The organism is Streptomyces sp. CRN 30 (genome assembly GCF_034105845.1).
The window spans coordinates 25,261-50,742 of sequence record NZ_JAVRHI010000439.1; the positions used below are offsets into that span (position 1 = coordinate 25,261).

The window sequence follows — 25,482 nt, forward strand, 5'->3', positions numbered from 1 at the left end:
TGCTTCACGCTCCCTTGCGCATGCCGCGGAGCTGGACGACATAGGCGATGACCATGGTGATCAGACCCATGATGATGGCGACCGTCGCGGAGTAGTTGTGCTGCTGCCCGTTGAACGACAGCGAGTACGTGTAGAAGTTGGGCGTGTAGTCCGTGGTGATGGCGTTCTTCGCCAGCGGCCGCATCACGCTCGGCTCGTTGAAGAGCTGGAAGCTGCCGATGATGGAGAAGATCGTCGCGATCACCAGCGCGCCGCGGATCGCCGGGAGCTTGATGGCGGTGATGACACGGAACTGACCGGCGCCGTCGATCTGGGCGGCCTCGTACAGCGAGTGCGGGATGACCCGCAGCGCCGCGTAGAAGATCAGCATGTTGTAGCCGATGAACTCCCAGGTGACGATGTTGCCGATGGAGGCCAGCATCAGGTCCGCCGAGAGCGGGTTGGGCAGCGATATCCCGAACGCGTCGTTGATGTCGCCGACCAGGCCGTAGCGGGTGCCGTAGATGAACGACCACATCAGGGTCGCGACCACGGCGGGCACGGCGTACGGCAGGAAGATGGAGATCCGGAAGAAGTCACGGCCGTAGAGGCGCCCGCTGTCCAGTGCCAGGGCGACCAGCAGCGCGAGCCCCAGCATGATGGGCACCTGCACGACCAGGAAGAGCAGCACGCGGCCGAGCGAGTCCCAGAACCGCTCGTCCTGCAGGGCCTGCTGGTAGTTGTCCAGGCCGACGAAGGTGTTGCCGCCGATCAGCTGCTCGCGGAAGAGGCTCAGCCAGATCGAGTACGCGATCGGCGCGAGGAAGACCAGGGCGAACACGGCCACGAACGGACCGAGGAAGCCCCATCCCGTCCAGGATCGGCGGTCGCGTCGCGCGCGGGGCGGTGCGGGCCGCGGTCCGGTGGCCGCTGGGGGGTGCAGCGTCGTCATGATTTTCCTTGCTGGTTCACTTTGTGTGACTCTCGCGATGTTTACGTAAACATCGCACAGCGCGGAGACGGGCTGGGGTTGTTAGGTTTACGTCAACATCCGGTGGCGGCATGTCTACCGTGCCCCGGGGAAGACGGTCAAGTGGCCTGTGGGCCACGGCCGGGGCAAGCACGACGCGAGCAAGGAAAGGCGGTGGACGGCGAGTGGACACGGTCGAGCGGGCCGAGGCGAACACGCCCGCACCGGCGGGACCCCCGGGGCCACCCGTGACAGAACCGCGGCGCAGGCGCGGCGGCCGGGCGCAGAACGCCTCGATGGCCGATGTGGCCAGGCTGGCGGGGGTCTCCTCACAGACCGTCTCCCGTGTCTCCAACGGCTACGCCGGGGTGACCGAGGAGACCCGCAGACAGGTGCGGGCCGCCATGGAGCAGCTGGGTTACCGGCCCAACAGCGCGGCACGGGCGCTCAAGAGCGGTGAGTTCCGCACCATCGGAGTGATCACCTTCACACTGGCCACGACCGGCAACGTGCGCACGCTGGAGGCGATCGCGACCTCCGCCGCGCACGAGGGGTACGCGGTCACCCTGCTGCCGGTGGCCGTGCCCACGCAGGACGAGGTGCGCGGCGCGTTCTCGCGCCTGGAGGAACTCGCCGTCGACGCGGTCATCGTCATCATGGAGGTGCACCTGCTGGACGCGGCGACCGTCACCCTGCCGCCGTACGTGCAGGTCGTGGTCGTCGACTCCGACGCGGGCGAGCACTACACGGTCGTCGACACCGACCAGGGCGGCGGCACCCGCGCGGCCGTGCGGCACCTGCTGGATCTCGGCCACGAGACGGTGTGGCACCTCGCCGGCCCGGAGGACTCCTACGCCGCGCAGCGCCGCGCGGACGCCTGGCACACCACCCTCACCGAGGCGGGGCGCACACCGCCGCCGCCGGTCCGCGGCGACTGGTCGGCCGAGTCCGGTTACCGGGCCGGTCTGGAACTCGCCGCGCGCGAGGACTGCACCGCGGTGTTCGCCGCCAACGACCAGATGGCGCTGGGGCTGCTGCGCGCCCTCAACGAGAGCGGGCGGCGGGTGCCGGACGACGTGAGTGTCATCGGCTTCGACGACATCCCCGAGGCGGGTTCGTTCCTGCCGCCGCTGACCACCGTCCATCAGGACTTCGCCGAGGTGGGCCGGCTGTGTGTGGCGGCGGTGCTGCGCAAGATGCGGCAGGACGTTCCGGAGCACGGGACGACGCTGGTGCCGACCCGGCTGGTGGAACGGGCCAGTACGGGGGCTCCGCCGGGGCGGTGAGGGCCGGTGCGCGCGGGTGGCGGACGAGTGCCCGCGCAGGCGGGCAAGTGTGCCCCGACGGGCAGGACCGGTGTCTCGGCCGACGCGGGAGTCAGGCGTCGTCGGTCCCCTCCCCGGCACGGGTGTGCCGGGGGAGCCAGTGGTGTTCCCGGAACCAGTGGCCCACCAGCGCCCCGCCGAACACCACGAAGCCCACGCCGATCAGCCAGGACTCCACGACGAGGACGATGCCGACCGTGCCGTAGCTGATCGCGTTGTCGAGGATGAGCGGGGTGAAGACCAGGTACGAGAACCCGCGCAGGCCGATGAGACCCACCATCGTCGCGACCGCCCCCGGCAGCAGGTCGCGCCAGCGGACCTGACTGCCCAGCAGGAAGTGCTGGCCCCACCAGAAGAACAGGGTGCCGGTCACCGTGGACAGCACGATCCGCGCGGCACCGTGCAGCCCGGTCCGCGTCTGCACCTCCTGATAGAGGTAGGCGGTCAGCATCACCACCCAGGTCAGCTGGCGCCAGACGCGGTGCCAGGGCCCCGAGGGCAGGCCCCAGATCCGCTCGTAGCCGTTCTGCACGCTCGCCGCGAAGGAGACACCGAACACGGCGAGGAGCAGACCGCCCCAGATGCTGGTGGTGCCGATGACCTCACGGGGCGGGCTGATGATGTCGGTGAGGACCCGCGCCGACCGTCCCGACAGGCCCATGCCGTCGGCCAGCCACGCCGCGAAGCCGCCGCGGCCGAGCGGGTCGGCGGCGGCGACCACGATCAGCAGGGGCGCGAGGGTGACCAGCGCGAGGGTGGCGAACCCCATGGCCCGGTGCATCAGCTCCAGCTCCCGGCCGCGCCGGACCAGGGCGGTGGCGGCCAGCCGGTCCCACAGGCGGTGGAACGGGCTCAGGAACCGGTTCACGACAGCGCGCTCCTCGGGACGGTCCACGGGACGGCCCGTGGGCGGGGCCGTCCGCACCGGGCCGGTCGAACCAACGTAGCCCGCCGCCCGCCCGGCCGCGCGCTGCGCGGGCCACGCGGTCGTAGGAGGGGTCGCCGCCTCAGACGGAGCGCGGCGGCGCCGTCAGGTGGGCGCCGAGCTGCTCGACCAGCTCGCCCATGGTGTGCCCGACGAGGCCCGCGTCCGCCTCCTCGCCGGTGACCACCGCGAGGTGCGCGCCCTCACCGGCCTCCACGATGAACAGGATGCCGCCGTAGAACTCGGTCATCGCCGAGCGCACCCCGCCGCTGCCGTCGCCGAACTCCGCGGACGCCCCGTGGGCCAGTGCCTGGATGCCGGCCGCGATCGCGGCGAGCTGGTCGGCCCGGTCGGCGGAGAGGCCGGGGGTGTGGCACAGCTTCAGCCCGTCGCGGGAGAGGACGAGCGCGTGGCGCGCGCCGGGGGTGCGCTCAAGGAGGCCCTCGATGAGCCAGGTGAGCTGGGAGTCGGCGGTCGTGGTGCCGGTCATGGGGTCGTGTCGCCTTCCGGTCGCGCGAGCGAGGGAACGGGCCGGCGGCCGGCCGTCCGACCCGCCGACCGTCACTCCGCGTTCAACGAGCGATCACTATACGAGAGTTACTGATCGATTCGGACTTCTCCGCACCTTCTTCACAGCCGTTCCCCGGCGACCTCGGCCTCGTCCGGGGGCGCGCCCTCGGGCCGTCGGCGGCGGGCCCGGCGCAGCCGCATCCGGTCGAGCCGGGAGACGACCGGCGAGGCCGTCGTGCCGTGCAGGACCACCGAGACCAGGACGGTGAAGGTGACCACCGCCCACAGCTCCTCGGCGGGGACGTGGAACTCGTGCGTGCCGAGCGCGTACGCGAGGTAGAACAGCGTGCCGATGCCGCGCATCCCGAAGAACGCGGTCACCAGACGTTCGCGGGGCCCGGCGGCCGTCCCGAACTGCGCCGCCCAGCCGGTCAGCGGCCGTACGACGAGCAGGAGCAGCAGGCCCACCAGGGCGCCCTGCCAGGTCAGCGCGGCGAGGGCGCCCTGGGCGACGTACGCGCCCAGCAGGAAGAGGAGCCCGGCCGTCAGCAGCCGTTCGACCTGCTCGACGAAGTCGTGCAGGACGGTGTGGTAGCCGTGGTCGTGTTCGGCGGCGCGGATGGCGCAGGCCGCGACGAAGACGGCCAGGAAGCCGTAGCCGTGGACGAGTTCGGTCACCCCGTAGGCGAGGAACGTCGCGCCGAGGGCGACGAAACCCTCGCGGTGCTCCGACAGGCGCAGCGCCTGCCGTCCGGCGCGGAAGAACAGCCAGCCGAGCAGCCGGCCCACCGCCAGTCCGGCCAGGACGCCCGCCGCGCACCGGTAGGCCACCTCGACCAGCAGCCAGTCGCCGATCCAGGAGCCGGAGAAGCCGGTGCCGGCGGCGGCGGTGAGCGCGCAGGCGGCCATGACGAAGGGGAAGGCCAGCCCGTCGTTGAGGCCGGCCTCACTGGTGAGGGCGAACCGCACCTCGTCCTCGTCGTGTTCGGAGTCGGTGGGGGCACCGACCCGCACCTCGGAGGCGAGCACCGGGTCGGTGGGGGCGAGGACCGCCGCCAGCAGCAGCGCGGCGGCCGGCGGCCAGTCCAGGAGCCACCAGGCCAGCAGGCCGGTCACCGCGACCGTGACCGGCATGGTGATGGCGAGCTGACGCCAGGTGGACTGCCAACGCAGGCGTCCGAAGGGGCGGTTGAGGGCGAGTCCGGCACCCATCAGCGAGACGACGACGCACATCTCGGTGAGGTGCTCCACCCACACCCGGTCGGTGACCGGGTCGATGTCGGGCACGGGGCCCGGCAGCAGGTGCAGGGCTATCCCGCACAGCAGGAAGACGAGGGGCATGGACAGGGGGCGTCCGGCCACCAGACGGGGCAGGACGGCGGCCGCGAGAGCGCCGGCCCCCAGCAGCATGAAGAGGAAGTCGGCCGTGGTCACCGCTGTCGTGTGCCCCCGGCACGGTGGGCGTACGCCCTCCCGTCAGGTCAGTCTGCCTCCCTCGCAGACGCGCCGGGCGACGTCCCGCAGCTTCTCGTTGCGCTCCTGGGAGTAGCGGCGCAGCACATCGAACGCCTGCTTCTCGGTGAGCTTGTGACTGCCCATCAGGATGCCCATGGCCTCGCCGATGGTGTGCCGGGTCTCGATGGCCTGCTGCATCTGGGCGTGCTGGCGGGCGCTGGAGAAGGCCACCGCCGCGTGCGAGGCGAGCAGCCAGCCGGCCGTCTCGCTCGCCTCGGTGAAGGCGCCGGGCCGGCGGGAGTAGAAGTTCAGCGCGCCGAGGTCCTCGTCCTCGGTGTACAGCAGGATGCCCATCATGCTGCCGATCCCCAGCTCGCGGGCGCGGGACACATAGGCCGGCCAGTGCTCCGTCTCGGCTGTGAAGTCCCTGATCCGGAATGTGCGCTCCTCGGAGGCGGTGCGGGCCACGTCGAAGCAGGGGCCCTCCGCGAGGCTCTCCTGGAGCCGGTCGCTGTCGATCACGAGCTGCTCGGTGGGCGCCAGCGACCGGACCTCCTTGTCGCGTACGAGCAGGATGCCCGCGGCCTCGCACCCCTCGACCAGTTCGGTGGCCGCCCGGGTGATCCGTTCCAGGGTGTCGTCCACCGACTGCTGGGCCAGCAGGTCCCTGGAGAGAGACGCCATCTGCCGGGCGAAGATCTGCCAGTCCACCGTCATGCCGTCCTCCTTCCTGTCGGTCCGATGACCCCCGGGTCCCAGCATGCAGGGGTCCGGCCCGGTACGCCTGCCCGGGAACGGACGCGGCAGGCTCAGACGTCGCCGTCCACGGAGGCGCGCAGCCGGGCGCTGGCCATCCGCATGTGCTCCGCCATCGCCCGGTCGGCGGCCTCCGGGTCGCGGGCGCGGATGGCCTCCAGTACGGCGTCGTGCTCGCAGAGCGTCCCGCTGACCGTGCCCTCGATGTCGCTGACCCGCTCCATCCACACCTGGAGCAGGGCCCGGATGCTGTGCAGGATGTCGCTGAGGACGCTGTTGCGGGCGATGCGGGCGCACTCCAGGTGGAAGGCGATGTCCGCGTCGATGAAGGCCGTGACGTCGCCGCGCGCCGCGCGCATGTGCCCCAGGTGGGCCTCCAGCAGGGCCACGTCCTCGTCGGTGGCCCGTTCGGCGGCCAGCCGGGCGGAGACGCCCTCCATGTAGGTGCGGACCTCGACCAGGTCCTGGGTGCGGCGCTGGCCGAGCATCAGCCCCCAGTTGATCGCCCGGGGCAGGAACTCGGAGGTGCCCTCGCGCACGTACGAGCCGGAACCCGGCCGGATCTCGATGATGCCCAGGACGTCCAGCGCGGACAGCGCGCCGCGCACGCTGGAGCGCGCGACCCCGAGCGCCTCGGCCAGCTGCCGCTCGGCGGGCAGCCGGGTGCCGGGCTTGATGTGCCCGGCGGAGAGGTGGTCGAGGAGCCGCTTGGCGACCTCGCTGACGGAGGACTCGCGCACCACGGGGCGCAGCAGCCGCGCCAGGTCGGGAGCGGCGTCCGGGGACTGCTGATCAGGCTGACTGGTCACGGTCACCAGTCAACCAGATGGCCCCGCACCCGCACTGACCAGCCGGTTCATCGGCCGTACGAGTGAGGTTTGTCAAGAGTTGGGCTGCTTCGAAATCTATGATCGTCGCCACACTGGTAAATTGGTGACCAATTTGGATCGGCGGCATAGCGTGAGATCGATCCGGACGGCCGCCCTTCGTCGGCGTGCCGCCGCGTGACCCACCCCGGACGGAGCTGTCCGGGCGAGCCGAGGAGTCGCCATGGTCGCCGACGCGCCATCCGCGGCAGTCGAGAGAACTGCCATCAAGAAGATCTCAGTCCGCCTCGTTCCGTTCGTGGCCCTGATGTTCTTCGTGAATTACCTGGACCGCACGGCCGTCTCGTTCGCGGAGCCGAACGGAATGGGCCAGGACCTTGCCCTGACCGCCGCCCAGTTCGGGTTCGCCTCCGGAATCTTCTTCCTCGGCTACATCGTGCTGGAAGTCCCCAGCAACATGGCCCTGCACCGCTTCGGGGCCCGCCGCTGGCTGGCCCGGATCATGGTGACCTGGGGCATCGTCTCCCTGCTCTTCACCTGGGTGAACAGCAGCGGCGGCCTCTACACGCTGCGCTTCCTGCTCGGCGTCGCCGAGGCCGGGTTCTTCCCGGGCGCCATCCTCTTCCTGAGCCAGTGGGTGCCCTCCCGCCACCGCACCAAGATCCTCGGCCTCTTCTACCTCGCGCAGCCGCTGACCACCGTCTTCGGCGCCCCGCTCGCGGGCTGGCTGATCGGCCACCACGGCCTCTTCGGCCTTGAGGGCTGGCGCGTGATGTTCCTCTTCGTGTCGATCCCCGCGATCCTGCTGGGCGTCATCGCCTGGTTCTACCTGATCGACAGGCCCGCCGACGCCAAGTGGCTGACGCCCGCCGAGCGCGACTGGCTGACCGCGGAGCTGGCCGCGGAGAACGCCCAGAAGGACGGCCACGAGGAGAAGCACGCCAAGGGCGACCTCAAGAAGGCCTTCACCAGCGGCCGCGTCTGGATCCTCGCCGTCGTCTACTTCGGCTTCATCTACGGCCTGTACGCGCTGGCCTTCTTCCTGCCGACGATCATCAACGGCTTCCAGGACCAGTACGACACCACGTTCAGCGTGATGGACAAGGCCTGGATCACCGCCATCCCGTACCTGCCGGCCGCCATCGTGCTGTTCTTCTGGACCCGGCACGCCACCAGGCACGGCACCCGCACCTGGCACGTGGCCGGCCCGGCGGTCGTCGGCGGCCTCTCCATCCCGCTCGCCCTCTACATGGGCTCGCCCACCGCCACGGTCGCCGTCATCACCGTGACCGCGTGCGCCATCTTCGCCGCCCTGCCCGTCTTCTGGTCGGTGCCCTCCCGCTTCCTGACGGGGGCCGCCGCCGCGGCCGGCATCGCCCTGATCAACACGGCGGGCAACGTCGCCGGGTTCGCCTCCAGCTACATCACCGGCTGGCTCAAGGACTGGACCGGCGCCTACTACGTACCGCTCTACCTGGTCGGCTTCTTCATGCTGGTCTCCGCCGCCCTGATGATCTGGCTCGCCACCCGCCACAGCACCGACGAACCGGCCCCCGACCCCGAGCACCAGACCATGGAGGCCCTTCGATGACCCGCCTGTTCAACGACCCCGCAGCCTTCGCCGACGAGGCGCTGGAAGGCTTCGCCGCCGCCCACCGGCGCTGGGTGCGGCCCGTCACCGGCGGCGTCGTACGAGCCGGGGGCACCCCCGAGGGCCAGGTCGCCGTGGTGATCGGCGGCGGCTCGGGCCACTACCCGGCCTTCTCCGGCCTGGTCGGCCGGGGCCTCGCGCACGGCGCGGCGGTCGGCAACGTCTTCGCCTCGCCCTCCGCCGCCCAGATCCGCTCCGTGGCCCGCGCCGCGCACGGCGGCGCCGGAGTCCTGCTGATGTACGGCAACTACGCCGGTGACGTCCTGCACTTCGGGCAGGCCGCCGAACGGCTCGCCGCCGACGGCGTCGACGCCCGCACCTATGCCGTCACCGACGACGTGGCCAGCGGCTCCCCCGAGGAGGCGGACAAGCGCCGCGGCATCGCCGGCGACCTGCCCGTCTTCAAGGCGGCGGCCGCCGCGGCCGAGCGGGGACTGCCGCTCCAGGAGGTGCTGAACGTCGCCGCGCACACCGGCGCCCGCACCCGCTCCTTCGGCATCGCCTTCTCCGGCTGCACCCTCCCCGGCGCCGACCACCCGCTGTTCACCGTTCCCGAGGCCCGCATGGCCGTCGGCCTCGGCATCCACGGCGAGCCCGGCATCGGCGAGCAGGACCTCCCCACCGCGGACGAGGCCGCCCGGCTGCTGGTCTCCGCCCTGCTGAAGGAGATACCCGAGGAGGTCGGGGAGGCGTCCGGGCAGCGCGCCGCGGTCGTCCTCAACGGCCTCGGCTCCGTGAAGTACGAGGAGCTGTTCGTCGTCTACCGCAAGGTGGCGGCCCTCCTCGAAGAGGCCGGCGTGGAGATCGTCGACCCCGAGGTCGGCGAACTCGTCACCAGCTTCGACATGGCCGGTGTCTCCCTCACCCTGACCTGGCTGGACGACCTCCTCGAAGAGCTGTGGCGGGCCCCCGCCGACACCCCGGCGTTCCGCAAGGGCACCCTCGGCGAGCCCGAGCAGCCGGTCCGTCCGGCGGCGGAGGCCGAGGAGACCCAGGACGCGGACATCCCCGCCGCCTCCGACGCCTCGCGGCGGGCGGCCGGGACGGTCCTGGCCGCGCTGGAGGCGGTGGCCGCCACCGTCGACACCCACGTCGAGGAGCTGGGCCGGATCGACGCGGTGGCCGGTGACGGCGACCACGGCATCGGTATGCAGCGCGGCTCGACGGCCGCGCGTCTGGCCGCGACCGAGGCGCGCGCCCTGGGTGCGGGTGCGGCCACCGTCCTGACCCGTGCCGCCGACGCCTGGGCGGACAAGGCGGGCGGTACCTCCGGTGCCCTGTGGGGTTCGATCCTGCGTGCGATCGGTTCCGCGCTGGGTGACGAGGAGGCTCCGGACGCGGCTCGTGTGGCCGCGGGGGTGGCGGACGCGTCGGCCGCCGTCCGGCGGCTGGGCGGCGCCGAGGTCGGCGACAAGACGATGGTCGACGTGCTGGTGCCGTTCGCCGACACGCTCGCCGCGCGGGTGTCGGCGGGCGACGGCCTGAACACCGCCTGGGACCGGGCCGCGACGGCCGCGTCGGAGGCCGCCGTCGCCACGGCCGGCCTGCTGCCCCGCAAGGGCCGGGCGAGGCCGCACGCGGAGAAGTCCCTGGGCACGCCGGACGCCGGTGCCCACTCCCTGGCCCTGATCACCCGCGCCGTGCACGGCGTGCTGACCGAGCAGATCGAGGAAAGCTGAAATGAGCGACAAGCTGCGGATCGTCGTCGGCTGTGACGACGCCGGCTACCAGTACAAGGAAGCCCTGAAGAAGGACCTGGAGAACAGCGACCTGGTGGCCGGGGTCGTCGATGTCGGTGTGGACGCCGACGGGCACACCGCCTATCCGACGGTGGCGATAGCCGCCGCCGAGATGGTGGCCCGGGGCGAGGCCGACCGCGCGCTGCTGGTGTGCGGCACCGGGCTGGGTGTCGCGATCGCCGCCAACAAGGTCAAGGGGATCCGCGCCGTCACCGCGCACGACTCCTTCTCCGTGGAGCGGGCGGTCCTGTCCAACAACGCCCAGGTGCTGACCTTCGGCCAGCGCGTCGTCGGCCTGGAACTGGCCCGCCGCCTGGCCAGGGAGTGGCTGACCTACCGCTTCGACGAGACCTCCGCCTCCGCCGCGAAGGTGCAGCTGATGTGCGACTACGAGGCCGAGGCCGCCTGATGTCCCGCCCCGTCCTGCTGGGGGTGAGCCTGAAGATGTACTTCGGTCACCACCAGACCCTCAACTGGGCGCGCAAGGTGGCCGACACGGCCCAGCGGCACCCGGCGGTCACCTCCGGCGCCGCCCGGCTGTTCGTGCTCCCCGCCTTCCCGGCCATCGTCCCCGCCGCCGGCATCCTCACGCCCTACGGCATCGAGGTCGGCGCCCAGGACCTGGCCACCGAGGACGCGGGACCGTACACCGGCGAGGTCGGCGGCCCCTTCCTCAAGGAGATCGGCTGCCGCTACGCCGAGGTAGGCCACGCCGAACGCCGCCGCCTCTACGGCGAGGGCGACACGGTCGTCGCCGCCAAGACGGCCGCCGCCCTGCGCAACGGACTCACCCCCGTCCTGTGCGTCGGCGAACGCGACGAGGTGCCGCCCGCGCGGGCCGCCGAGCGCACGGTCGCCGAGGCCGAGCGGCTGCTGCACGGACTGAGCGGCGCGGTCGTCCTCGCCTACGAACCCCAGTGGGCGATCGGCGCCCCGGAGCCCGCCTCCACCGAGCACATCGCCACCGTCTGCACCGCGCTGCGCGGCTGGCTCGACAGCCGTCCGCGGCACGCCGGTTCGACCGTCATCTACGGCGGCAGCGCGGGCCCCGGCCTGCTCAGCCGCCTGGGCGGCAGCGCGGGTGGCCTCTTCCTCGGCCGTTTCGCACACGACCCCGCCAACGTCGAGGCGATCCTCGACGAGATCCGCACCCCGGTGGGGGTGTCATGACGGCCTACGGCATCAGCACCTACGCCTACTTCTGGCGGATCTCGGCGCGCGCCCCGCAGCCGATGACCCTCACCGAGATGCTGCACGACACCGCACGGCTCGGCGGCCAGGTCTTCCAGATCTGCGACTACGCGCCGGTGGAGTCCTACGACACCGCGCAGCTCGCCGACGTCCGCGCCACCGCCCGCGACCTGGGCGTGGAGCTGGAACTGGGCACGCGCGGCGTGCGCACCGAGCACCTGCGCGCGTATCTCGGCATGGCGGAGGCGCTGGGCGTCACCTTCGTCCGCTCCATGCTCAACACCGCCGACCACCGGCCGACCACGGACGAGGCCGTCACCCTGCTGAAGGAGACCGTGCCGGCCTACGCCGACGCCGGTGTCACCCTCGGCCTGGAGACCTACGAGCAGGTCTCCACCGACGACCTGCTGACCGTCGTCCGCGGTGTGGGCAGCGACCACCTCGGTGTCGTCCTCGACCCGGGCAACAGCGTCGCCCGGCTGGAACGCCCCGTCGACGTGGTGACCGCCACCGCGCCGTACGTGGTCAACATCCACGTCAAGGACTTCGCCTTCACCCGCCGCGACGGCTGGGTCGGCTTCACCTACGCCGGCTGCCCGCTCGGCGAAGGGCTCCTCGACTACGACGGCATGATCGCCGCCGTGCGCGAGGCCCGCGGCGAGAGCCGCATCAACCAGATCGTGGAGCACTGGCTCCCGTGGCAGGACGACGGCTTCGACGTCACCGCCCGGCTCGAACACCAGTGGACGCAACACAGCATCAACACTCTTCTGAGGAGCGAGTAATGGCCACCGAGAACGAAATCCAGGCCGACGCCACCACCGTCGCCGTCATCGGGGCCGCCGGCAAGATGGGCCAGCGTGTCTCCAACAACCTGGTCAAGAGCGACTTCCGGGTCCTCTTCAGCGAGGCGTCCCCCAAGGGCCAGGAGCTGATCAAGGGCCTCGGCCGCGAGCTGACCGAGTCCGCCGACGCCGCGGCCCAGGCCGACGTGGTCATCCTCGCCGTGCCGGACGTCGTCCTCGGCAAGGTCTCCGAGGAACTGGTGCCGCTGATGAAGCCGGGCACCGTCGTCCTCACCCTGGACCCGGCCGCCGCCTACGCCGGTCTGCTCTTCGAGCGCGACGAGATCCACTACGCCTGCGCCCACCCCTGCCACCCGTCGGTGTTCCTGGAGCGCACCACCAAGGAGGAGTGGCAGGACACCTTCGGCGGCATCGCCGCCCCGCAGGAGGTCGTCGCCGCGTACGAGGGCGGCGACGAGGCCAAGCAGAAGCTGGCCGACTCCGTCATCCGCGTGATGTACGCGCCCGTCGTGGACGTCCACTGGGTCACCGTCAAGCAGCTCGCCGTGCTGGAGCCGACCCTCGTCGAGACCATCGCCTGCATGGTCGGCGCCCTGCTCACCGAGGCGCTGCACGAGACGGTGCACACCGTCGGCGTCCCGGAGAAGGCCGCCCGCGCGATGCTGCTCGGCCACACCCAGGTCGCCCTCGCCAACACCCTCAAGGGCTCCAACCCGTTCTCCGACGCCTGCCTGATCGCCATGGACTACGGCCGTGAGTCCATCGTCCGGGAGGACTGGAAGAAGGTCTTCGAGGACGACGAGCTGGACAAGGTCATCACGCGCATGCTCAAGATCAAGGAGATCAAGCGCTGACCCGAGTCAGGGCCCGCGCGACGGCCCGGCCCCGCCGCCCTCGGGGGACGGCGGGGCCGGGCCGTTGTCGCACCCGGGGACCGGCGTCTAGGCGGTGGTGCGCCGCCGCTCGAACGCCCAGTCCATCTTCGGCTCCATCACACAGCGGAAGACGCGCCGCACCGGCGCCGTGCACAGCAGCGTGACCACGACCGCGGCGACCACCGTGACGGCGATCTCCCCGACGGGCTCGTGCGTCCACGCGGCGTGGCTCCAGTGCCAGTGGTTGGCGGCCTGGACGACGAAGCCGTGCAGCAGGTAGCCGTAGAGCGTGCCCGAACCGAGGGCGGTGAACCACGTCCGGCGGCCCGGCACCCAGGCCAGGAAGCAGGCGACGAGCGTCAGCGAGCAGCCGAAGATCGCCAGCGTCATCAGCGGCCCGTACCAGGCGGCCACGTCCATCTGCTCGGCGCTCGCCCGGTGGAAGAACCAGCCGTAGTCGAACCGCGGCACCAGCCAGTAGGACAGCGCGAGGGCGCCGAGGAAGACCGGCACGGCCGCGATCCGCGCCGCGCGGCGGCGCACCAGCCGGAAGTGCTCCGGCTTCAGACACAGCCCCAGCACGAAGTACGGCAGGAACTGCAGCGCCCGCTGGAGGTCGAGGTCGTCGCCGATGTCCGGCGAGAGCGTCGCCAGCATCGCGACGGCCAGCGCGATCGGCAGCGGCCACCGCACCGCCCGCCAGAACGGCGTGGTCAGCCGCCAGATGAACAGCGCCGCCAGGAACCAGGTCAGATACAGCGGGTCCAGCAGACTGATCGCCCGGTCCGGTTCGCCGTCGCTCCACCGGGTGAAGAACGTGTACGCCGTCTCGAAGACGACGTACGGCACGACGACCCCGGTGAACAGCCGCTTCATCCGGCTCGGGCTCGCGTCGAAGTTCCGCGAGAAGTAACCGGAGATGACGATGAACGCCGGCATGTGGAAGGCGTACACGACGGTGTACAGGGCGGTGACGGCGCGGCTGCCGTCACGCAGCGGCTCCCACGCGTGTCCCACCGCCACCAGCACGATCGCCAGGTACTTCGCGTTGTCGAAGAACGCGTCCCGCTCTCCGGCGGGCTCGGCCTTCGCGCTCGCGGCGGGGCGTGGAGCGACTCCGGCCGCCCGTGCGGTGGATATGGCCTCTGTCACACCGCCCCCACCGCGTCACAGGAGCAACGCGAAGCCGGGCTGACGCGTCTTACTGAAGATACGGGAGTGGTGAGGACGGTAGACATCTCTGCCGCCTCACCACTTCCCGCGATCTCAAACCTCCTCGGCGGAATTCCTTCTTCCCGTTCTCAACTTCCGTAAGTACGCAGGTAGTCGAAGTGCGCGGTGGCGCCGGCGGTGTTCAGGGAGACCAGGCCGATGCGCAGCGCCTGCTCAGCGGGGAGGGTCCAGACCCCCGTCCAGGTCCAGTGCGTCCCGTCGGTGCTGGTCGCCGCCCGGACCTCGTGCTCGCCGCCCTCGGTGTCGGCGTGGTACGCCAGCCGCATCCACAGGGTCTCCGCCGCCGGACCGCCGAACATCGGCCCGTACGCCACCGGCGTCGGCGGTGTGGTGGTGGGCCGCGCGCCCTCCTTGGCGAACTCGGTGACATGGGTCACCTTGCCGTCGGTGTGGCTGACCGGCAGCACCGAGTGGACCAGCTTGAAGTAGTGGTCGTCGTCGCCGTACAGCACCAGACCCGCCTGCTGGTTGCCGGGCCCGTTGGCCAGACGCAGTCTCGTCTCCACGGTGAAGTCACCGGCCGGCGCGGAGCGGGTCAGCACCGAGGCGGTGTTGTTCGCCAGATGCAGCTCGGCGTTCTGCGTCGGCCACGTCAGGGCGCCGTCACCGGTCCCCGCACCCGCGGCCGGACCGCGCACCCAGCTCCACTCCGAGGAGAGCGCCGTACCGTCGAACTCGTCGCTGTGGGCCGTGAGCAGTTCGCCCGGCGCCGGGTCGGCGACCCGCCGGGTGACCGGCGTGTACAGCTTCACCGCGCCCGTGTTGTCCGCCTGCGCCCCGGTGCCGCGGGCGGCGACACCGACCCGTCCGGCGCGCGCGGCGGCGGCCGGGACCGTACGCCGCTGGGTGGCGACCGCGTCCCGTAGCCGGTCGGAGCCGACTTCCACGGTGAGCTGCCGGCCGCGCAGTTCGGCGGTGACGTTGTGCCACGTGTCCCACGCGAAGTCCGGCGGCAACGCGGTGACCTGCCGGCCGGCGCTCACACCGCGCACCCGCACGTCGGTCACCAGCGCCCCGCGGTCCCGGTCGAGCCAGGCCACCACGTGGTTGCCGGTGTCCCGGTAGGCGAGGACCAGACCCGCGCCGCCCGCCGCCGAGGTCACCCGCAGATCGGCCTCGGCCCGCACCCGGGCACCGGCCGTCCCGTCGGACACCAGATAGGCCGGTGCGGAGCCGCCGCTGTGGGTGACGTACCCGCCGGAGTCCGCCTCGCTCGCGGCCGACCAGGCCCGGGTGCCCGCACCCCGTGCCCGCCAGCCGGTCAGGGAACCGTCGCCGAAGTCGCCGCCCGCGTCCCACTCGGTGACGGGGGCCCGCTGCGGGCCGGTGGACGGTCCGGCCCCGGCGCGCACCACCGGCCAGCCGTCGATCCAGTCCAGCCGGTCGACGAGCATGGGCCGGCGGCTCAGTGTGCGGTCGATGCCGTCGACGCGGTCCAGGTCCGGGTCGTCGGCGGGGACGGCGTGGTAGAAGAGCCAGTCCTGGCCGGCGAGGTCGGTCTGGAGGGAGTTGTGGCCGGGCCCGATCCACCGGTCGCCGCCCGCGCCGACGACGACACCGCCCTTGCTGCTCGCGGCCATCAGGTCGACGCCCCGGTCGTCGGTGAAGGGACCGGTGGGGCTCGTCGACCGGCCCACCTTGACCTGGTAGCCGCTGTAGGCGCCGTCGCAGCAGCCCGCGTCGGAGTAGAAGAGGTAGTAGCGGCCGTCGCGCCGGACCACGAAGCCGCCCTCCATGCGGCGGCCCTGCGCGACCTCGGTGACCTCGCCCTCGATGCGGGTGCGGTCCGCGTTCATCCTCGCGACGCAGATGGTGTCGTAGCTGCCCCAGTACAGATACGGCTGCCCGCCGTCGTCGGTGAACTGGGCCTGGTCGATGTCGCCGGTGGCGCAGCCGCTGTCGGGGTCGAGCACCGCGCCCCGGTCGGTCCACGGACCGGTCGGCGTCGGGGCGGTGGCCACGCCGACGGTGTCCTTGTCGGGAACGGAGTAGTAGAGGCTGTAGCGCCCGTCCGCGTAGCGGATGTCGGGGGCCCACAGCCGGGACCCGCCGTGCCAGGCGGGCTGGGTGTTCGGGGTGAACACCTCCCCGGCGTACTCCCAGTGCGTCATGTCCGCCGACCTGAGGACCGGCAGCATCCGCTCACCGGTCTCTCCCCGCGTCTGGAAGACGGGGTTCTGGGTGCCGTACGCGTACCAGTAGCCGTCCTTGCCGCGGATGACCGCCGGGTCGGGGAAGGTGTCGACGGTGCCGGCCGTCACCGGGTTCTCGTACGTCGTCGTCGCCGCGGGCACGGCGGCGGCCCGCTGGGCGGGCGGCAGGGCGGCCAGCAGCACACCGGCCAGCGCGGCGGCCACCTGGACCGCGCGGATCCTTCTTCGGTTCATTCCCGCATGTACCCCTCTACTCGAAGGAACTCAGCGTCGGGTCGTAGTCGGACGCGCCGATGTCGTACATCGGTGTCATCCAGTGGTAGAAGTTGTCGCCGCGCTCGCGCAGCAGGTCGTACAGGCGGCGCATCATGCGGCGCCGCACGGCCTCGAACTCCGGGTGGGTGTACCGGTTGGACAGCTCGTGCGGGTCGGCGTCGAGGTCGTACAGCTCGTTGACCGACTCGGGGTTGACGACGAGCTTGTAGCGCTCCTCGCGCAGCATCCGCTGCGGGTAGGGGAAGTGGTGGCCGTGGAACTCGGCCAGCAGCTCCTTGGGCCACTCCGGCTCCTCGCCGCGCACCAGTGACAGCAGGGAGCGGCTGTCGGTGGCGGGGGAGGGGTCGGCGCCGGCGAGTTCCAGGACGGTCGCCGTGCAGTCGGTGAGGGACACGAACTCGTCCCGCACCCGCGGTTGCTGGCCGGGCACCCGCACGATGCCGGGGATGCGGTAGATGTCCTCGTACATCGCCGGGCCCTTGTCGTGCAGCCGGTGGGCGCCGGTGAACTCGCCGTGGTCGGCGGTGAAGAACACCGAGGTGTCGTCGGTGAGGCCGAGTTCGTCGAGGCGGGTGAGGATGCGGCCGATCTGCTCGTCGATGAGGGTGACGTAACCCCAGTAGACGGCGATGAGTTTGCGGGTGACCTCGATCGGCATGGTGTCGAAGGTCCAGTGGGCGCTGTAGTTGCGCTGCACGGGCGGTTTGCCCTCGAAGGTCTCCGCGATCGACGGTGGCAGCTCGACCAGCTCCGGGTCGTACATGTCGTAGTACTCGTCGGGCAGCAGGTACGGCAGGTGCGGGCCGAAGAAGTGGGTGGCCAGGTAGAACGGGCGGCCGTCGGCGGCGAACTTGTCGAGCTGCTCGACCGCCCGGGTGGCGAGGTAGTGCTCGAAGGTCGCCTCCACCGGCTGCTTGAGGCGGGCGGCGAGCAGGTTGCCGGGGTTGCCGTTGGGGGTGGTGCCGCGCACGAGATCGGTGATGCGGTACGGCGGCAGCCCCCGTTCCTCCAGGTAGGCGAGGTAGTCGGGGTGGTCCACGGGGTTGTGCCAGCCGGGCAGGTCGGGGCCCTCGAAGCCGTAGGAGGCGGCGTTGCGGTGGGTGCCGACGTGCCACTTGCCGACCAGGCCCAGCTGGTAGTCGCGTTCGGCGAGCGCGGCGGGGAAGGTGAAGGCGTCCTCGCGGAGGTCCTCGAGGTAGCCGACGTTGCGCTCGTAGTTGGCGAGGAGCCGGTGGCGGAAGGGGGCCTGGCCGGTGAGGAGGCTGGCGCGGGCCGGGGTGCAGATGGCGGTCGGTGTGTAGAAGCGGTCGAAGCGGGTGCCGGTGGCGGCGAGCCGGTCCAGGTTCGGGGTGGCGACGTGCGGGTTGCCGTAACAGCCCAGCGTGTCCACCCGGTGCTGGTCGGTCATGAGGAAGAGGAGGTTCACGCGCCCGCCTTCGTGTAGAGGTCGGCCGTGTAGAACGAGTCGGCGGCGGGCGCCTTCTTCAGCTGGCCGGTACGCACGAAGAAGTCGCTCATCCCGTCGAGCCACTCGCCGACGGTCCCGTCCTTCGTCTTCGCGACGAGTTCGGCGGTGGTCAGTGTCTCCACGTTGGCGGCGTCCGCCCTCACCTTGTCCACGGACACCTTGAGCAGCTTCGCGGCGAGTTCGATGGACTCGTCCTTGTGCGCGGCCCGCCAGTCGTTGGCCTCCTGGAGGACCTTGATGACCTTCTCGTTGGTCGCGTCCTTCACCTCGTTCCCGGCGACGAACGCGGTGGGGAAGTCGCCGCCGATCTCCTTGGTACTGGCCACCTCGACCAGATCGGGCACCTTCTCCTTGATGGTGGGGATGAGCGGGTACCAGATGCCCGCGCCGTCGATCTGCCCGGAGGAGAACGCCGTGACGATCGTCGTCGCGTCCATCACCACCTTCTGGATGTCGTCCATCGTCATCCCGGCCTGCTCCAGGGCCAGGTTGAGGACCATCTCGCCGGACGTGCCCTCGGGCACCCCGACCTTCTTGCCCTTGAGGCCCTTGATGTCGCTGATGCCGGGCTGCGCGATGACCCGGTCCGCGTAGGTGAGGGTGTTGATGGCGACGATCTTCGACTTGCCGGACGCGGGCAGCCACATGGCGCCGGGGCCGATGTAGCCGTAGTCGAGATTGCCGGTGCCGAGCGCCTGGATCTGGATCGGCCCGTTGACGAAGACCTTGTACGAGGCGGAGATGCCGTGCTTCTTCCACAGGCCCTGGTCGTCGGCGATGGCGAGCAGGCTGGCCCCGTTGTAGTCGGCGATGTAGCCGAACCGGACGCCGGCACCGTCGCCGCTCCCGCTGTCGTCGGAGCCGCAGGACGCCACGGAGAGGGAGAGTCCGGTGACGGTGAGTGCCGATATGAAGCCGCGTCGGGACATGGGCATGACAGAGTCGTCCTTAAGGGGTGCGGGTGGGGTTGAGGGAGGGAGGAGAGAGGAGGGTCAGGCGGCCGGGCTCTGGTGGTACACCGAGTGCCACACGTCGTTGCGGATGCGGGCGAACTCCGGTGACAGCCGCAGGTCCTCGGTCCGCGGATAGGGCAGGTCCACCTCGATGATCCGGTGGATACGGCCCGGCCGGGCGGCCATGACGATCACACGGCGGGCCAGGTACACGGCCTCGTCCACGTCGTGCGTGATGAACATGACCGTGCGCTTGTCCCGGGTCCACGTCTCCAGGAGCTGGTCCTGCAACTGCACCCGGGTCAGCGCGTCCAGCGCACCGAACGGTTCGTCCATCAGCAGCACCTCGGGATCGACGGCGTAGGCCCGCGCGATGGCGCAGCGCTGCTTCATACCGCCCGAGAGGGTCTTCGGCAGCGCGTCCGCGAAGTCGGTGAGACCGACCAGGTCGATCGCCCGCTCGGCCCGCCGCCGGCGCTCGTCCGCGGAGAGCGAGCCCAGCTTCAGCCCGAACTCGACGTTGCCGCGCACGGTGAGCCAGGGGAAGAGCGCGTACTGCTGGAAGATGACACCGCGTTCGGGACCCGGTCCGGTGACGTGCGCGCCGTCCACCAGCACCTCGCCCGCCGTCGGCTCCACCAGCCCCGCCGCCAGGTTGAGCAGTGTCGACTTGCCGCAGCCCGAGGGGCCCACGACGGTGACGAACTCCTGGTCGCCGATGTCCAGCGACAGCCCGTCCAGGGCGGTGAACTCGCCGCCCTTCACCGGGAAACGGCTGACCACGTCCCGGAAAGATATCTTGGCGCCGGTCTTGGTGAGAGGCGTGTTCATCGGCGTTCCTGCCATCCGGTCAGACGTCGTTCGGCGAGCAGCAGCAGCCGGTCCATGAGGAGTCCGATCACACCGATGGTGATCAGCCCGACGAAGATCGTGGGTATGTCGTAGTACGTCTGGGCGTGCATCATCTCGTAGCCCAGTCCCTTGTCGGCGGCGATGAGTTCGGCGGCCACCACCGTCCCCCAGGCGGCGCCCAGACCGATCCGCATGCCGACCAGCAGGAACGGCGTCGCGGCCGGGATCACCACCTTGAGGAAGACCACCCGGTCCGGGGCGCCGAGCACCCGGGCGGCGTTGATCAGCGTGCGGTCCACGTCCACCACCCCCTGGAAGGCGGCCACCACACTGGAGAGGAACGCCGCCAGGAAGATGACGAACACCTTCGGCGTCTCGCCGATGCCCATCAGCACGATCGCCAGCGGGATGATCGCGAGCGGCGGCACCGTACGGAAGAACTGCACGTACGGCTCCAGCAGGCCGCGCGCCAGCGGGTACCAGCCCATCACGAACCCCACCGGCACGGCGAGCAGCGTGCCGAGGGCGAACCCGAGGAACACGCGGCGCAGGCTGGCCAGCGCGTCCGTCGCGAGCGTGCCGTCCTTGACGAGCTCCACGGCGCGCGAACCGACCGAGAGCGGACCGGGGACGTCCACCAGATGGGTCGCGGCGGCTGCCGCCCACACGGCGACGCCGAGGACCATCGCGACGAGGTTGAGGAGCAGCGGGTGCGGGGAGCGCCGGCCCCGGCGGCGGACGGACGCGGCGGGCGTCTTGTCGGGTGCGGTGATCACAGCCATGGCGGCCTCTGCGGGTGCGGGAGGTTCACGGTCACTCCAGGGAGTCCGGCGCGGGATAGCGGTCGAGGAGAGGGGATTCGTGCAGGACGAGGGCGATGGCGCCGAGCGCGCCGCCCGCCTCGCCGAGGGTCGCGGCCCGCAGGTCGGCCCGGGACCGGGAGATCGGCATCAGATGGGCGAGCAGGGCCCGTTCGACGGCGGTGAAGAGCACGGGACCGGCCTCGGCGAGTTCACCGCCGAGCACCGTCACGTCCGGCCCCACCGCGTTGCACACCGCGGCGAGGACGGTGCCGACCCGGGTGCCGACCGTCGTCAGGACACGGGCGGCGGCCGCGTCGTCGGGCAGCGCGGCCAAGAAGGCGGGCAGGTCCGGTGCGCCGGCGCCATGGGCCTCCAGGACCGCGCCGATCGACGCGACGGTCTCCAGGCACCCGTCCTTGCCGCACGAACATCGGCGCCCGTCCGGCTCGGCCGTGATGTGGCCGAACTCCCCGGACAGGCCGTGTGCGCCCCGGTGCAGGGTCCCGCCGGTCACCAGGCCGCCGCCCACGCCGTGCGACAGCCGCAGGTACAGCACGTCCTGCACCCCGGCCGCCGCACCCCACGTCGCCTCGGCCAGCGCGGCCAGACGGGTGTTGTTGTCGACGAGGACGGGGACGCCGAAGCGCTTGCGCAGGAGGAGGGGGAGGTCGGTGCGGGCCGGAGTGCCGGGGGCCCGGTGCTGCGGGGCCCCCGGGCGGGGCGCGTCCTCGGCGTCCGCCGTCAGGTCGTCGACCGGGCCGACCACGCCGACGCCGATGCCGCTGAGGGCGCCGAGGCGCAGCGCCCCTCCGGCGAGCCGCGCCACCAGCCGCTCGGCCAGGTCGACCCGCGCCTCCCAGCCGAGGCCGGCGGAGTGCGCCTCGCTCGCCGAACCGATCACCTCGTGCGCGACGTTGACCGCGGCGACGTGCACCGCGCGCCGGGCGAAGTCGATCCCGATGACCTGCCCGGCCCCCGGGTGCAGGCTCAGCGTCTCGACCGGACGGCCCCGCCGCCGCTCGGCGGGCGCGGGCGCCGTGGCCACCACGGCGCCCCCGTCCATGAGCGCGACGACGATGTCGTACAGCGTCGTACGGGACAGCCCGCTCAGCTTGCCCAACTCGGCCCGGCTGAGCGGGCCGTGCGTGCGCAGCAGACGCAGGACGAGTTCCTCGTGCCCGCGCCGCAGCCGGGCGAGGGGTCCCCGGGGTCCCTGGTGGTCGGAAGCCATGCCGTCAGGATGGGAGCGCCGCGCTTTAACGTCAACAGTCCGGAATAAATCAGCGGGCATCCTTCACGAGGCCGCAACGGTGCGCAACAAAGCGACGGGAACGGCCGGAACGGCCGGCCGGCCGGTTCAGGCGTCGCGTACGCAGCGGAAGCCGAGGTTGCCCGTGCTGCTGTCCGGTGTGTTGGAGGTGCGCGCCGCGACCCGGTAGCGGTTGCAGTACGAGTCGTGGCACAGGTACGAACCGCCGCGCATCACCCGCGCGTCGCCCCGGCCCGGACCCTTGGGATTGGTCCGGGGCCGGGTGCCGTGCTCCGTGCCCCAGTGGTCCGCGCACCACTCCCAGACGTTGCCGGCCACGTTGTACAGCCCGAACCCGTTGGGCTCGTAGGCGTCCACGGGCGCGGTGCCGCGGTAGCCGTCCTCCGCCGTGTTCTTGGTGGGGAAACGGCCCTGCCAGATGTTGCAGCGGTGCTCCCCGCCCGGGGTCAGCTCGTCGCCCCAGGGGTAGCGGGCCTGCTCCAGCCCGCCGCGCGCCGCGTACTCCCACTCCGCCTCGGTGGGCAGCCGCAGCCCCGACCAGCGGGCGAAGGCGGCGGCGTCGTTCCAGGAGACGTGCACCACGGGGTGGTCGGCGCGGTCGCCGACCGTACTGCCCGGTCCCTCGGGCGCGCGCCAGTACGCGCCCTCGACACCGCACCACCAGGGCGTCTGCGGCGGGCGGGGGGCGCCGCGCCGCAAGGTGCCGGGGAGGAACCCGGCGAACACGTAGGACCAGCCGAACCGTTCGGCCTCCGTGACGTGTCCGGTGGCGTCGACGAAGCGGGCGAAACGGGCGTTGGTGACCGCGTGCGCGTCGATCAGGAAGGGCGACACGGTCACCGGGCGGACGGGGCCCTCGCCGTCCTGCGGGAAGCCGTCCCGGTCGGCGGTCCCCATGAGGAAGGTGCCGCCGTCGAGGCGGAGCATGCCGGTGCCGGTGGACCTGCCGACGGTGAGGCTCACCGGGACCGGCGCGGGAAGTGTCGGGCGCGCGCCTCCCGACGGTGCGCAGCAACCGCGCGGCTCCGCCTCGGATCCCGCCACCTGACCTCCCGCATCGGACCGTTGGATCATGCACCGAGGCTACGACACGGGCGGGGGCGTCCCGCGCTCCGCGGGGGACTGGATGCGCAGGCCCGGCCTGCGGCGGTGGACGGTCAGGTACGTCATCCCGTCCGGGCCCGCCCGCACGCCCCGCGCCGATCCGTGCGGCAGCCAGGTCAGGCCGCCGGGGCGCAGGGCCTGGAGCGGACGGTCGTCGGTGTCGGTCAGGGTGCCGTCGCCGCCCAGGACCAGCAGCAGGACATCGAGGTCCGGCTCGGTGTGCGGGGCGACGCGCGCCGCCGGGGGGAGGTGGACGACGTTGGCGTCGAGCTGCCTGCCGCTCTCCGCCAGCTTCCAGAGCGCGCCGGACGGGGCGTCCGGCAGGGCCGCGAGCGCGGCGGTGTCGCACAGGAACCGGGGGAGGGGCGCGGTGGGGTTCTCGTCGTCCGCCGTCGTCATCCGTGTCACCGTCCGCCGTCGTCGTGTGTGTCGTACCGCACAGGATTCGAGTCGACTCCCAAAGACGAATCTAGCATGCGTATTTGCTAGCCTCAGGGATGTGCGGCTGACGAAATTCACCGACCTGGCCCTGCGTTCCGTGATGCGCCTGGCGGTGGTGAGAGACGGAGACGATCCGCTGACCACGCGGGAGGTGGCGGACACCATGGACGTGCCTTATACCCACGTGGCCAAGGCTGTCACACGTCTGCAGCACCTCGGCGTCGTGGAGGCGCGGCGCGGTCGCGGCGGCGGCCTGGCGCTGACCGAACTCGGCCGCAGGTCCTCCGTCGGCTGGCTGGTCAGAGAGTTGGAGGGGGACGGCGAGGTCGTCGAGTGCGAGGGTGACGTGCCGTGCCCGCTGCGGGCCGCCTGTCGGCTGCGCGGCGCGCTGCGTGCCGCGCAGGAGGCGTTCTACGCCGCTCTCGATCCGCTGACCGTCGCCGACCTGGTGTCCTCGCCGACGGGCCCGGTCCTGGTCGGGCTGTCGGTCCGCCCCGTCACGTAGAACGCGTCGCGCGTGCGCCGGTGTCATCGGCGTCGATCGGCGCAGGTCCGGTCCGGCTCGATCCACACAACAAAACACGAAGATCATTTACCAATTAGGAGTCCACTGTGCTCTCCGAACAGTCCGCCCCCGTGATCCGGGCCACCCTCCCGGCGGTCGGCGCCGCCATCCAGGACATCACCCGGCTCTTCTACCGCAAGTTGTTCGCGGCCCACCCGGAACTGCTGCGGGACCTGTTCAACCGGGGCAACCAGGCCAACGGGGAGCAGCAGCAGGCCCTCGCCGGATCGATCGCCGCGTTCGCCGGGATGCTGCTGGAGCACCCCGACACCCGCCCCGACTCGATGCTCTCCCGGATCGCGCACAAGCACGTCTCGCTCGGCATCACCGCCGACCAGTACAAGATCGTGCACAAGCACCTCTTCGAAGCGATCGTGGAGGTGCTCGGAGACGCCGTCACCCCCGAGGTCGCCGCCGCCTGGGACGAGGTCTACTGGCTGATGGCCAACGCGCTGACGGCCGTCGAGGCACGGCTCTACCAGGAGGCCGGGCTGCCCGCCGGCGACGTCCAGCGGTCCATGGAGATCGTCACGCGCACCGAGGAGACCCCCGACTCCGTCTCCTTCCTGCTCCGCCCCGCCGACGGCAGCCCGGTGCGGCCGTTCCGCCCCGGCCAGTACGTCAGCGTCCAGGTGACGCTGCCGGACGGCGCCCGGCAGATACGCCAGTACAGCCTCTCCTCGGCCCCCGGCCGTCCCGAGTGGCGCATCACCGTCAAACGCGTAGCCGCAACCGGCGGTCCGGACGGCGAGGTCTCGTCCTGGCTGCACGCAGGCGCCCGTGAGGGTGACGTCCTCACGGTGTCCGCGCCCTTCGGCGACCTCGCCCTGGAGCAGGGTGACGGACCGCTGCTGCTCGTCTCCGCGGGCATCGGCGTCACCCCGATGGTGGGCATGCTGGACCACCTCGCCGCCACGGGGTCCACCCGGCCGGTGACCGTCGTCCACGCCGACCGCGGACCGGCCGACCACGCCCACCGCGAGGAGCAGCGCGCGCTCGTCGAGGCGCTCCCGGACGGCCGCCTCCACCTCTTCTACGAGGAACTCGGCGACGGGGCGCCGGAGTCGGCGTCGGCCGGCCGCGCCGACCTCGCCGCCGTCGACCTGCCCGAGGGGCTCACGGTCTACCTCTGCGGTCCGGTGCCGTTCATGCGGGCCGTCCGCGGTGACCTGCTGCGCCGGGGCGTACCTGCCGAGTACGTCCACTACGAGGTGTTCGGACCCGACCTGTGGCTCGGGGAGCAGGGGGAGCAGGGCGAGCCGGAGGGGGCTGCGGCGTAGCGCGAGCGAGGCGGGTGAGTGGGAGGCGGTGAGTGGGGGAGGCGGTGAGTGGGGGTCGCTGAGCGGGGTGCGGGT

At 71.7% G+C, this 25,482-nt stretch carries 24 protein-coding genes; 9 read left to right on the top strand and 15 right to left on the bottom strand.

What is annotated here, in order from left to right:
• Positions 1 to 4 precede the first annotated feature (4 nt).
• Positions 5 to 931 (bottom strand): sugar ABC transporter permease, encoded by a 927-nt coding sequence (locus UW392_RS48465; RefSeq protein WP_320781764.1) that lies wholly within the window; start codon positions 929 to 931, stop codon positions 5 to 7.
• Between the two features lie 203 nt (positions 932 to 1,134).
• On the opposite strand from UW392_RS48465, the gene UW392_RS48470 reads away from it, so the two are divergent.
• A complete protein-coding gene (locus UW392_RS48470) occupies positions 1,135 to 2,235 on the top strand; it encodes a LacI family DNA-binding transcriptional regulator (protein WP_414497526.1) in 1,101 nt (366 codons plus the stop codon).
• A 91-nt stretch (positions 2,236 to 2,326) separates the two neighbouring features.
• Here the strand turns inward: UW392_RS48470 and UW392_RS48475 are convergent, their stop codons facing one another.
• The 5 genes from UW392_RS48475 to UW392_RS48495 form a co-directional block, all read right to left on the bottom strand.
• The gene (locus UW392_RS48475) at positions 2,327 to 3,142 is read right to left on the bottom strand and encodes a ribonuclease BN (RefSeq protein ID WP_320781765.1); all 816 of its coding nucleotides are present in this window, start codon (positions 3,140 to 3,142) and stop codon (positions 2,327 to 2,329) included.
• A gap of 139 nt (positions 3,143 to 3,281) precedes the next feature.
• Positions 3,282 to 3,689, bottom strand: a complete 408-nt coding sequence (locus tag UW392_RS48480) for a roadblock/LC7 domain-containing protein (RefSeq protein ID WP_320781766.1) — start codon at positions 3,687 to 3,689, stop codon at positions 3,282 to 3,284.
• 140 nt (positions 3,690 to 3,829) lie between these two features.
• Positions 3,830 to 5,143, bottom strand: a complete 1,314-nt coding sequence (locus tag UW392_RS48485) for a cation:proton antiporter (protein ID WP_320781767.1) — start codon at positions 5,141 to 5,143, stop codon at positions 3,830 to 3,832.
• 42 nt (positions 5,144 to 5,185) lie between these two features.
• The gene (locus UW392_RS48490) at positions 5,186 to 5,881 is read right to left on the bottom strand and encodes a GAF and ANTAR domain-containing protein (protein ID WP_320781768.1); all 696 of its coding nucleotides are present in this window, start codon (positions 5,879 to 5,881) and stop codon (positions 5,186 to 5,188) included.
• Positions 5,882 to 5,973: 92 nt separating this feature from the next.
• Complete coding sequence (locus tag UW392_RS48495) at positions 5,974 to 6,735, bottom strand: FadR/GntR family transcriptional regulator (RefSeq protein WP_320781769.1); 762 nt, start codon at positions 6,733 to 6,735, stop codon at positions 5,974 to 5,976.
• 235 nt (positions 6,736 to 6,970) lie between these two features.
• On the opposite strand from UW392_RS48495, the gene UW392_RS48500 reads away from it, so the two are divergent.
• The 6 genes from UW392_RS48500 to UW392_RS48525 are packed head-to-tail and all read left to right on the top strand — an operon-like array spanning position 6,971 to position 12,988.
• A complete protein-coding gene (locus UW392_RS48500; RefSeq protein WP_320781770.1) occupies positions 6,971 to 8,338 on the top strand; it encodes an MFS transporter in 1,368 nt (455 codons plus the stop codon).
• Positions 8,335 to 10,077, top strand: coding sequence for a dihydroxyacetone kinase family protein (locus UW392_RS48505; RefSeq protein ID WP_320781771.1), 1,743 nt, complete (start codon positions 8,335 to 8,337; stop codon positions 10,075 to 10,077). Before UW392_RS48500 ends, UW392_RS48505 begins: the two co-directional genes overlap by 4 nt.
• A 1-nt stretch (position 10,078) precedes the next feature.
• Positions 10,079 to 10,546, top strand: coding sequence for a ribose-5-phosphate isomerase (locus UW392_RS48510; RefSeq protein ID WP_320781772.1), 468 nt, complete (start codon positions 10,079 to 10,081; stop codon positions 10,544 to 10,546).
• Positions 10,546 to 11,307 (top strand): triose-phosphate isomerase family protein, encoded by a 762-nt coding sequence (locus UW392_RS48515; RefSeq protein WP_320781773.1) that lies wholly within the window; start codon positions 10,546 to 10,548, stop codon positions 11,305 to 11,307. The genes UW392_RS48510 and UW392_RS48515 overlap by 1 nt, the downstream gene beginning before the upstream one ends.
• Entirely contained in the window at positions 11,304 to 12,113 is an 810-nt protein-coding gene (locus UW392_RS48520) for a sugar phosphate isomerase/epimerase family protein (RefSeq protein ID WP_320781774.1), read from the top strand. Before UW392_RS48515 ends, UW392_RS48520 begins: the two co-directional genes overlap by 4 nt.
• Entirely contained in the window at positions 12,113 to 12,988 is an 876-nt protein-coding gene (locus UW392_RS48525; protein ID WP_320781775.1) for a phosphogluconate dehydrogenase C-terminal domain-containing protein, read from the top strand. Before UW392_RS48520 ends, UW392_RS48525 begins: the two co-directional genes overlap by 1 nt.
• An 87-nt stretch (positions 12,989 to 13,075) precedes the next feature.
• Here the strand turns inward: UW392_RS48525 and UW392_RS48530 are convergent, their stop codons facing one another.
• The 9 genes from UW392_RS48530 to UW392_RS48570 form a co-directional block, all read right to left on the bottom strand.
• Complete coding sequence (locus UW392_RS48530) at positions 13,076 to 14,161, bottom strand: acyltransferase family protein (RefSeq protein WP_320781776.1); 1,086 nt, start codon at positions 14,159 to 14,161, stop codon at positions 13,076 to 13,078.
• Between the two features lie 149 nt (positions 14,162 to 14,310).
• Positions 14,311 to 16,629 carry a family 43 glycosylhydrolase gene (locus UW392_RS48535; protein ID WP_320781777.1) on the bottom strand — a complete coding sequence of 773 codons (2,319 nt, stop codon included), beginning with the start codon at positions 16,627 to 16,629 and terminating at the stop codon, positions 14,311 to 14,313.
• Between the two features lie 16 nt (positions 16,630 to 16,645).
• On the bottom strand, positions 16,646 to 18,097 hold the full coding sequence (locus tag UW392_RS48540) for a sulfatase-like hydrolase/transferase (RefSeq protein ID WP_320781778.1): 1,452 nt from the start codon (positions 18,095 to 18,097) through the stop codon (positions 16,646 to 16,648).
• On the bottom strand, positions 18,094 to 19,074 hold the full coding sequence (locus UW392_RS48545; protein WP_320781779.1) for an aliphatic sulfonate ABC transporter substrate-binding protein: 981 nt from the start codon (positions 19,072 to 19,074) through the stop codon (positions 18,094 to 18,096). The genes UW392_RS48540 and UW392_RS48545 overlap by 4 nt, the downstream gene beginning before the upstream one ends.
• Positions 19,075 to 19,131: 57 nt before the next feature.
• Positions 19,132 to 19,938 carry an ABC transporter ATP-binding protein gene (locus tag UW392_RS48550; RefSeq protein ID WP_414497527.1) on the bottom strand — a complete coding sequence of 269 codons (807 nt, stop codon included), beginning with the start codon at positions 19,936 to 19,938 and terminating at the stop codon, positions 19,132 to 19,134.
• Complete coding sequence (locus UW392_RS48555; RefSeq protein ID WP_320781781.1) at positions 19,920 to 20,726, bottom strand: ABC transporter permease; 807 nt, start codon at positions 20,724 to 20,726, stop codon at positions 19,920 to 19,922. The genes UW392_RS48550 and UW392_RS48555 overlap by 19 nt, the downstream gene beginning before the upstream one ends.
• 31 nt (positions 20,727 to 20,757) lie before the next feature.
• Complete coding sequence (locus UW392_RS48560) at positions 20,758 to 21,978, bottom strand: ROK family protein (RefSeq protein ID WP_320781782.1); 1,221 nt, start codon at positions 21,976 to 21,978, stop codon at positions 20,758 to 20,760.
• A 126-nt stretch (positions 21,979 to 22,104) separates the two neighbouring features.
• Complete coding sequence (locus UW392_RS48565) at positions 22,105 to 23,091, bottom strand: formylglycine-generating enzyme family protein (RefSeq protein WP_414497528.1); 987 nt, start codon at positions 23,089 to 23,091, stop codon at positions 22,105 to 22,107.
• Positions 23,092 to 23,100: 9 nt separating this feature from the next.
• A complete protein-coding gene (locus UW392_RS48570; RefSeq protein WP_320781783.1) occupies positions 23,101 to 23,520 on the bottom strand; it encodes a hypothetical protein in 420 nt (139 codons plus the stop codon).
• 100 nt (positions 23,521 to 23,620) lie between these two features.
• Between UW392_RS48570 and nsrR the strand changes: the two genes are divergently transcribed.
• On the top strand, positions 23,621 to 24,067 hold the full coding sequence (nsrR, locus tag UW392_RS48575; RefSeq protein WP_320781784.1) for a nitric oxide-sensing transcriptional repressor NsrR: 447 nt from the start codon (positions 23,621 to 23,623) through the stop codon (positions 24,065 to 24,067).
• 107 nt (positions 24,068 to 24,174) lie between these two features.
• Positions 24,175 to 25,407, top strand: coding sequence for a globin domain-containing protein (locus tag UW392_RS48580; protein ID WP_320781785.1), 1,233 nt, complete (start codon positions 24,175 to 24,177; stop codon positions 25,405 to 25,407).
• Positions 25,408 to 25,482 lie beyond the last annotated feature (75 nt).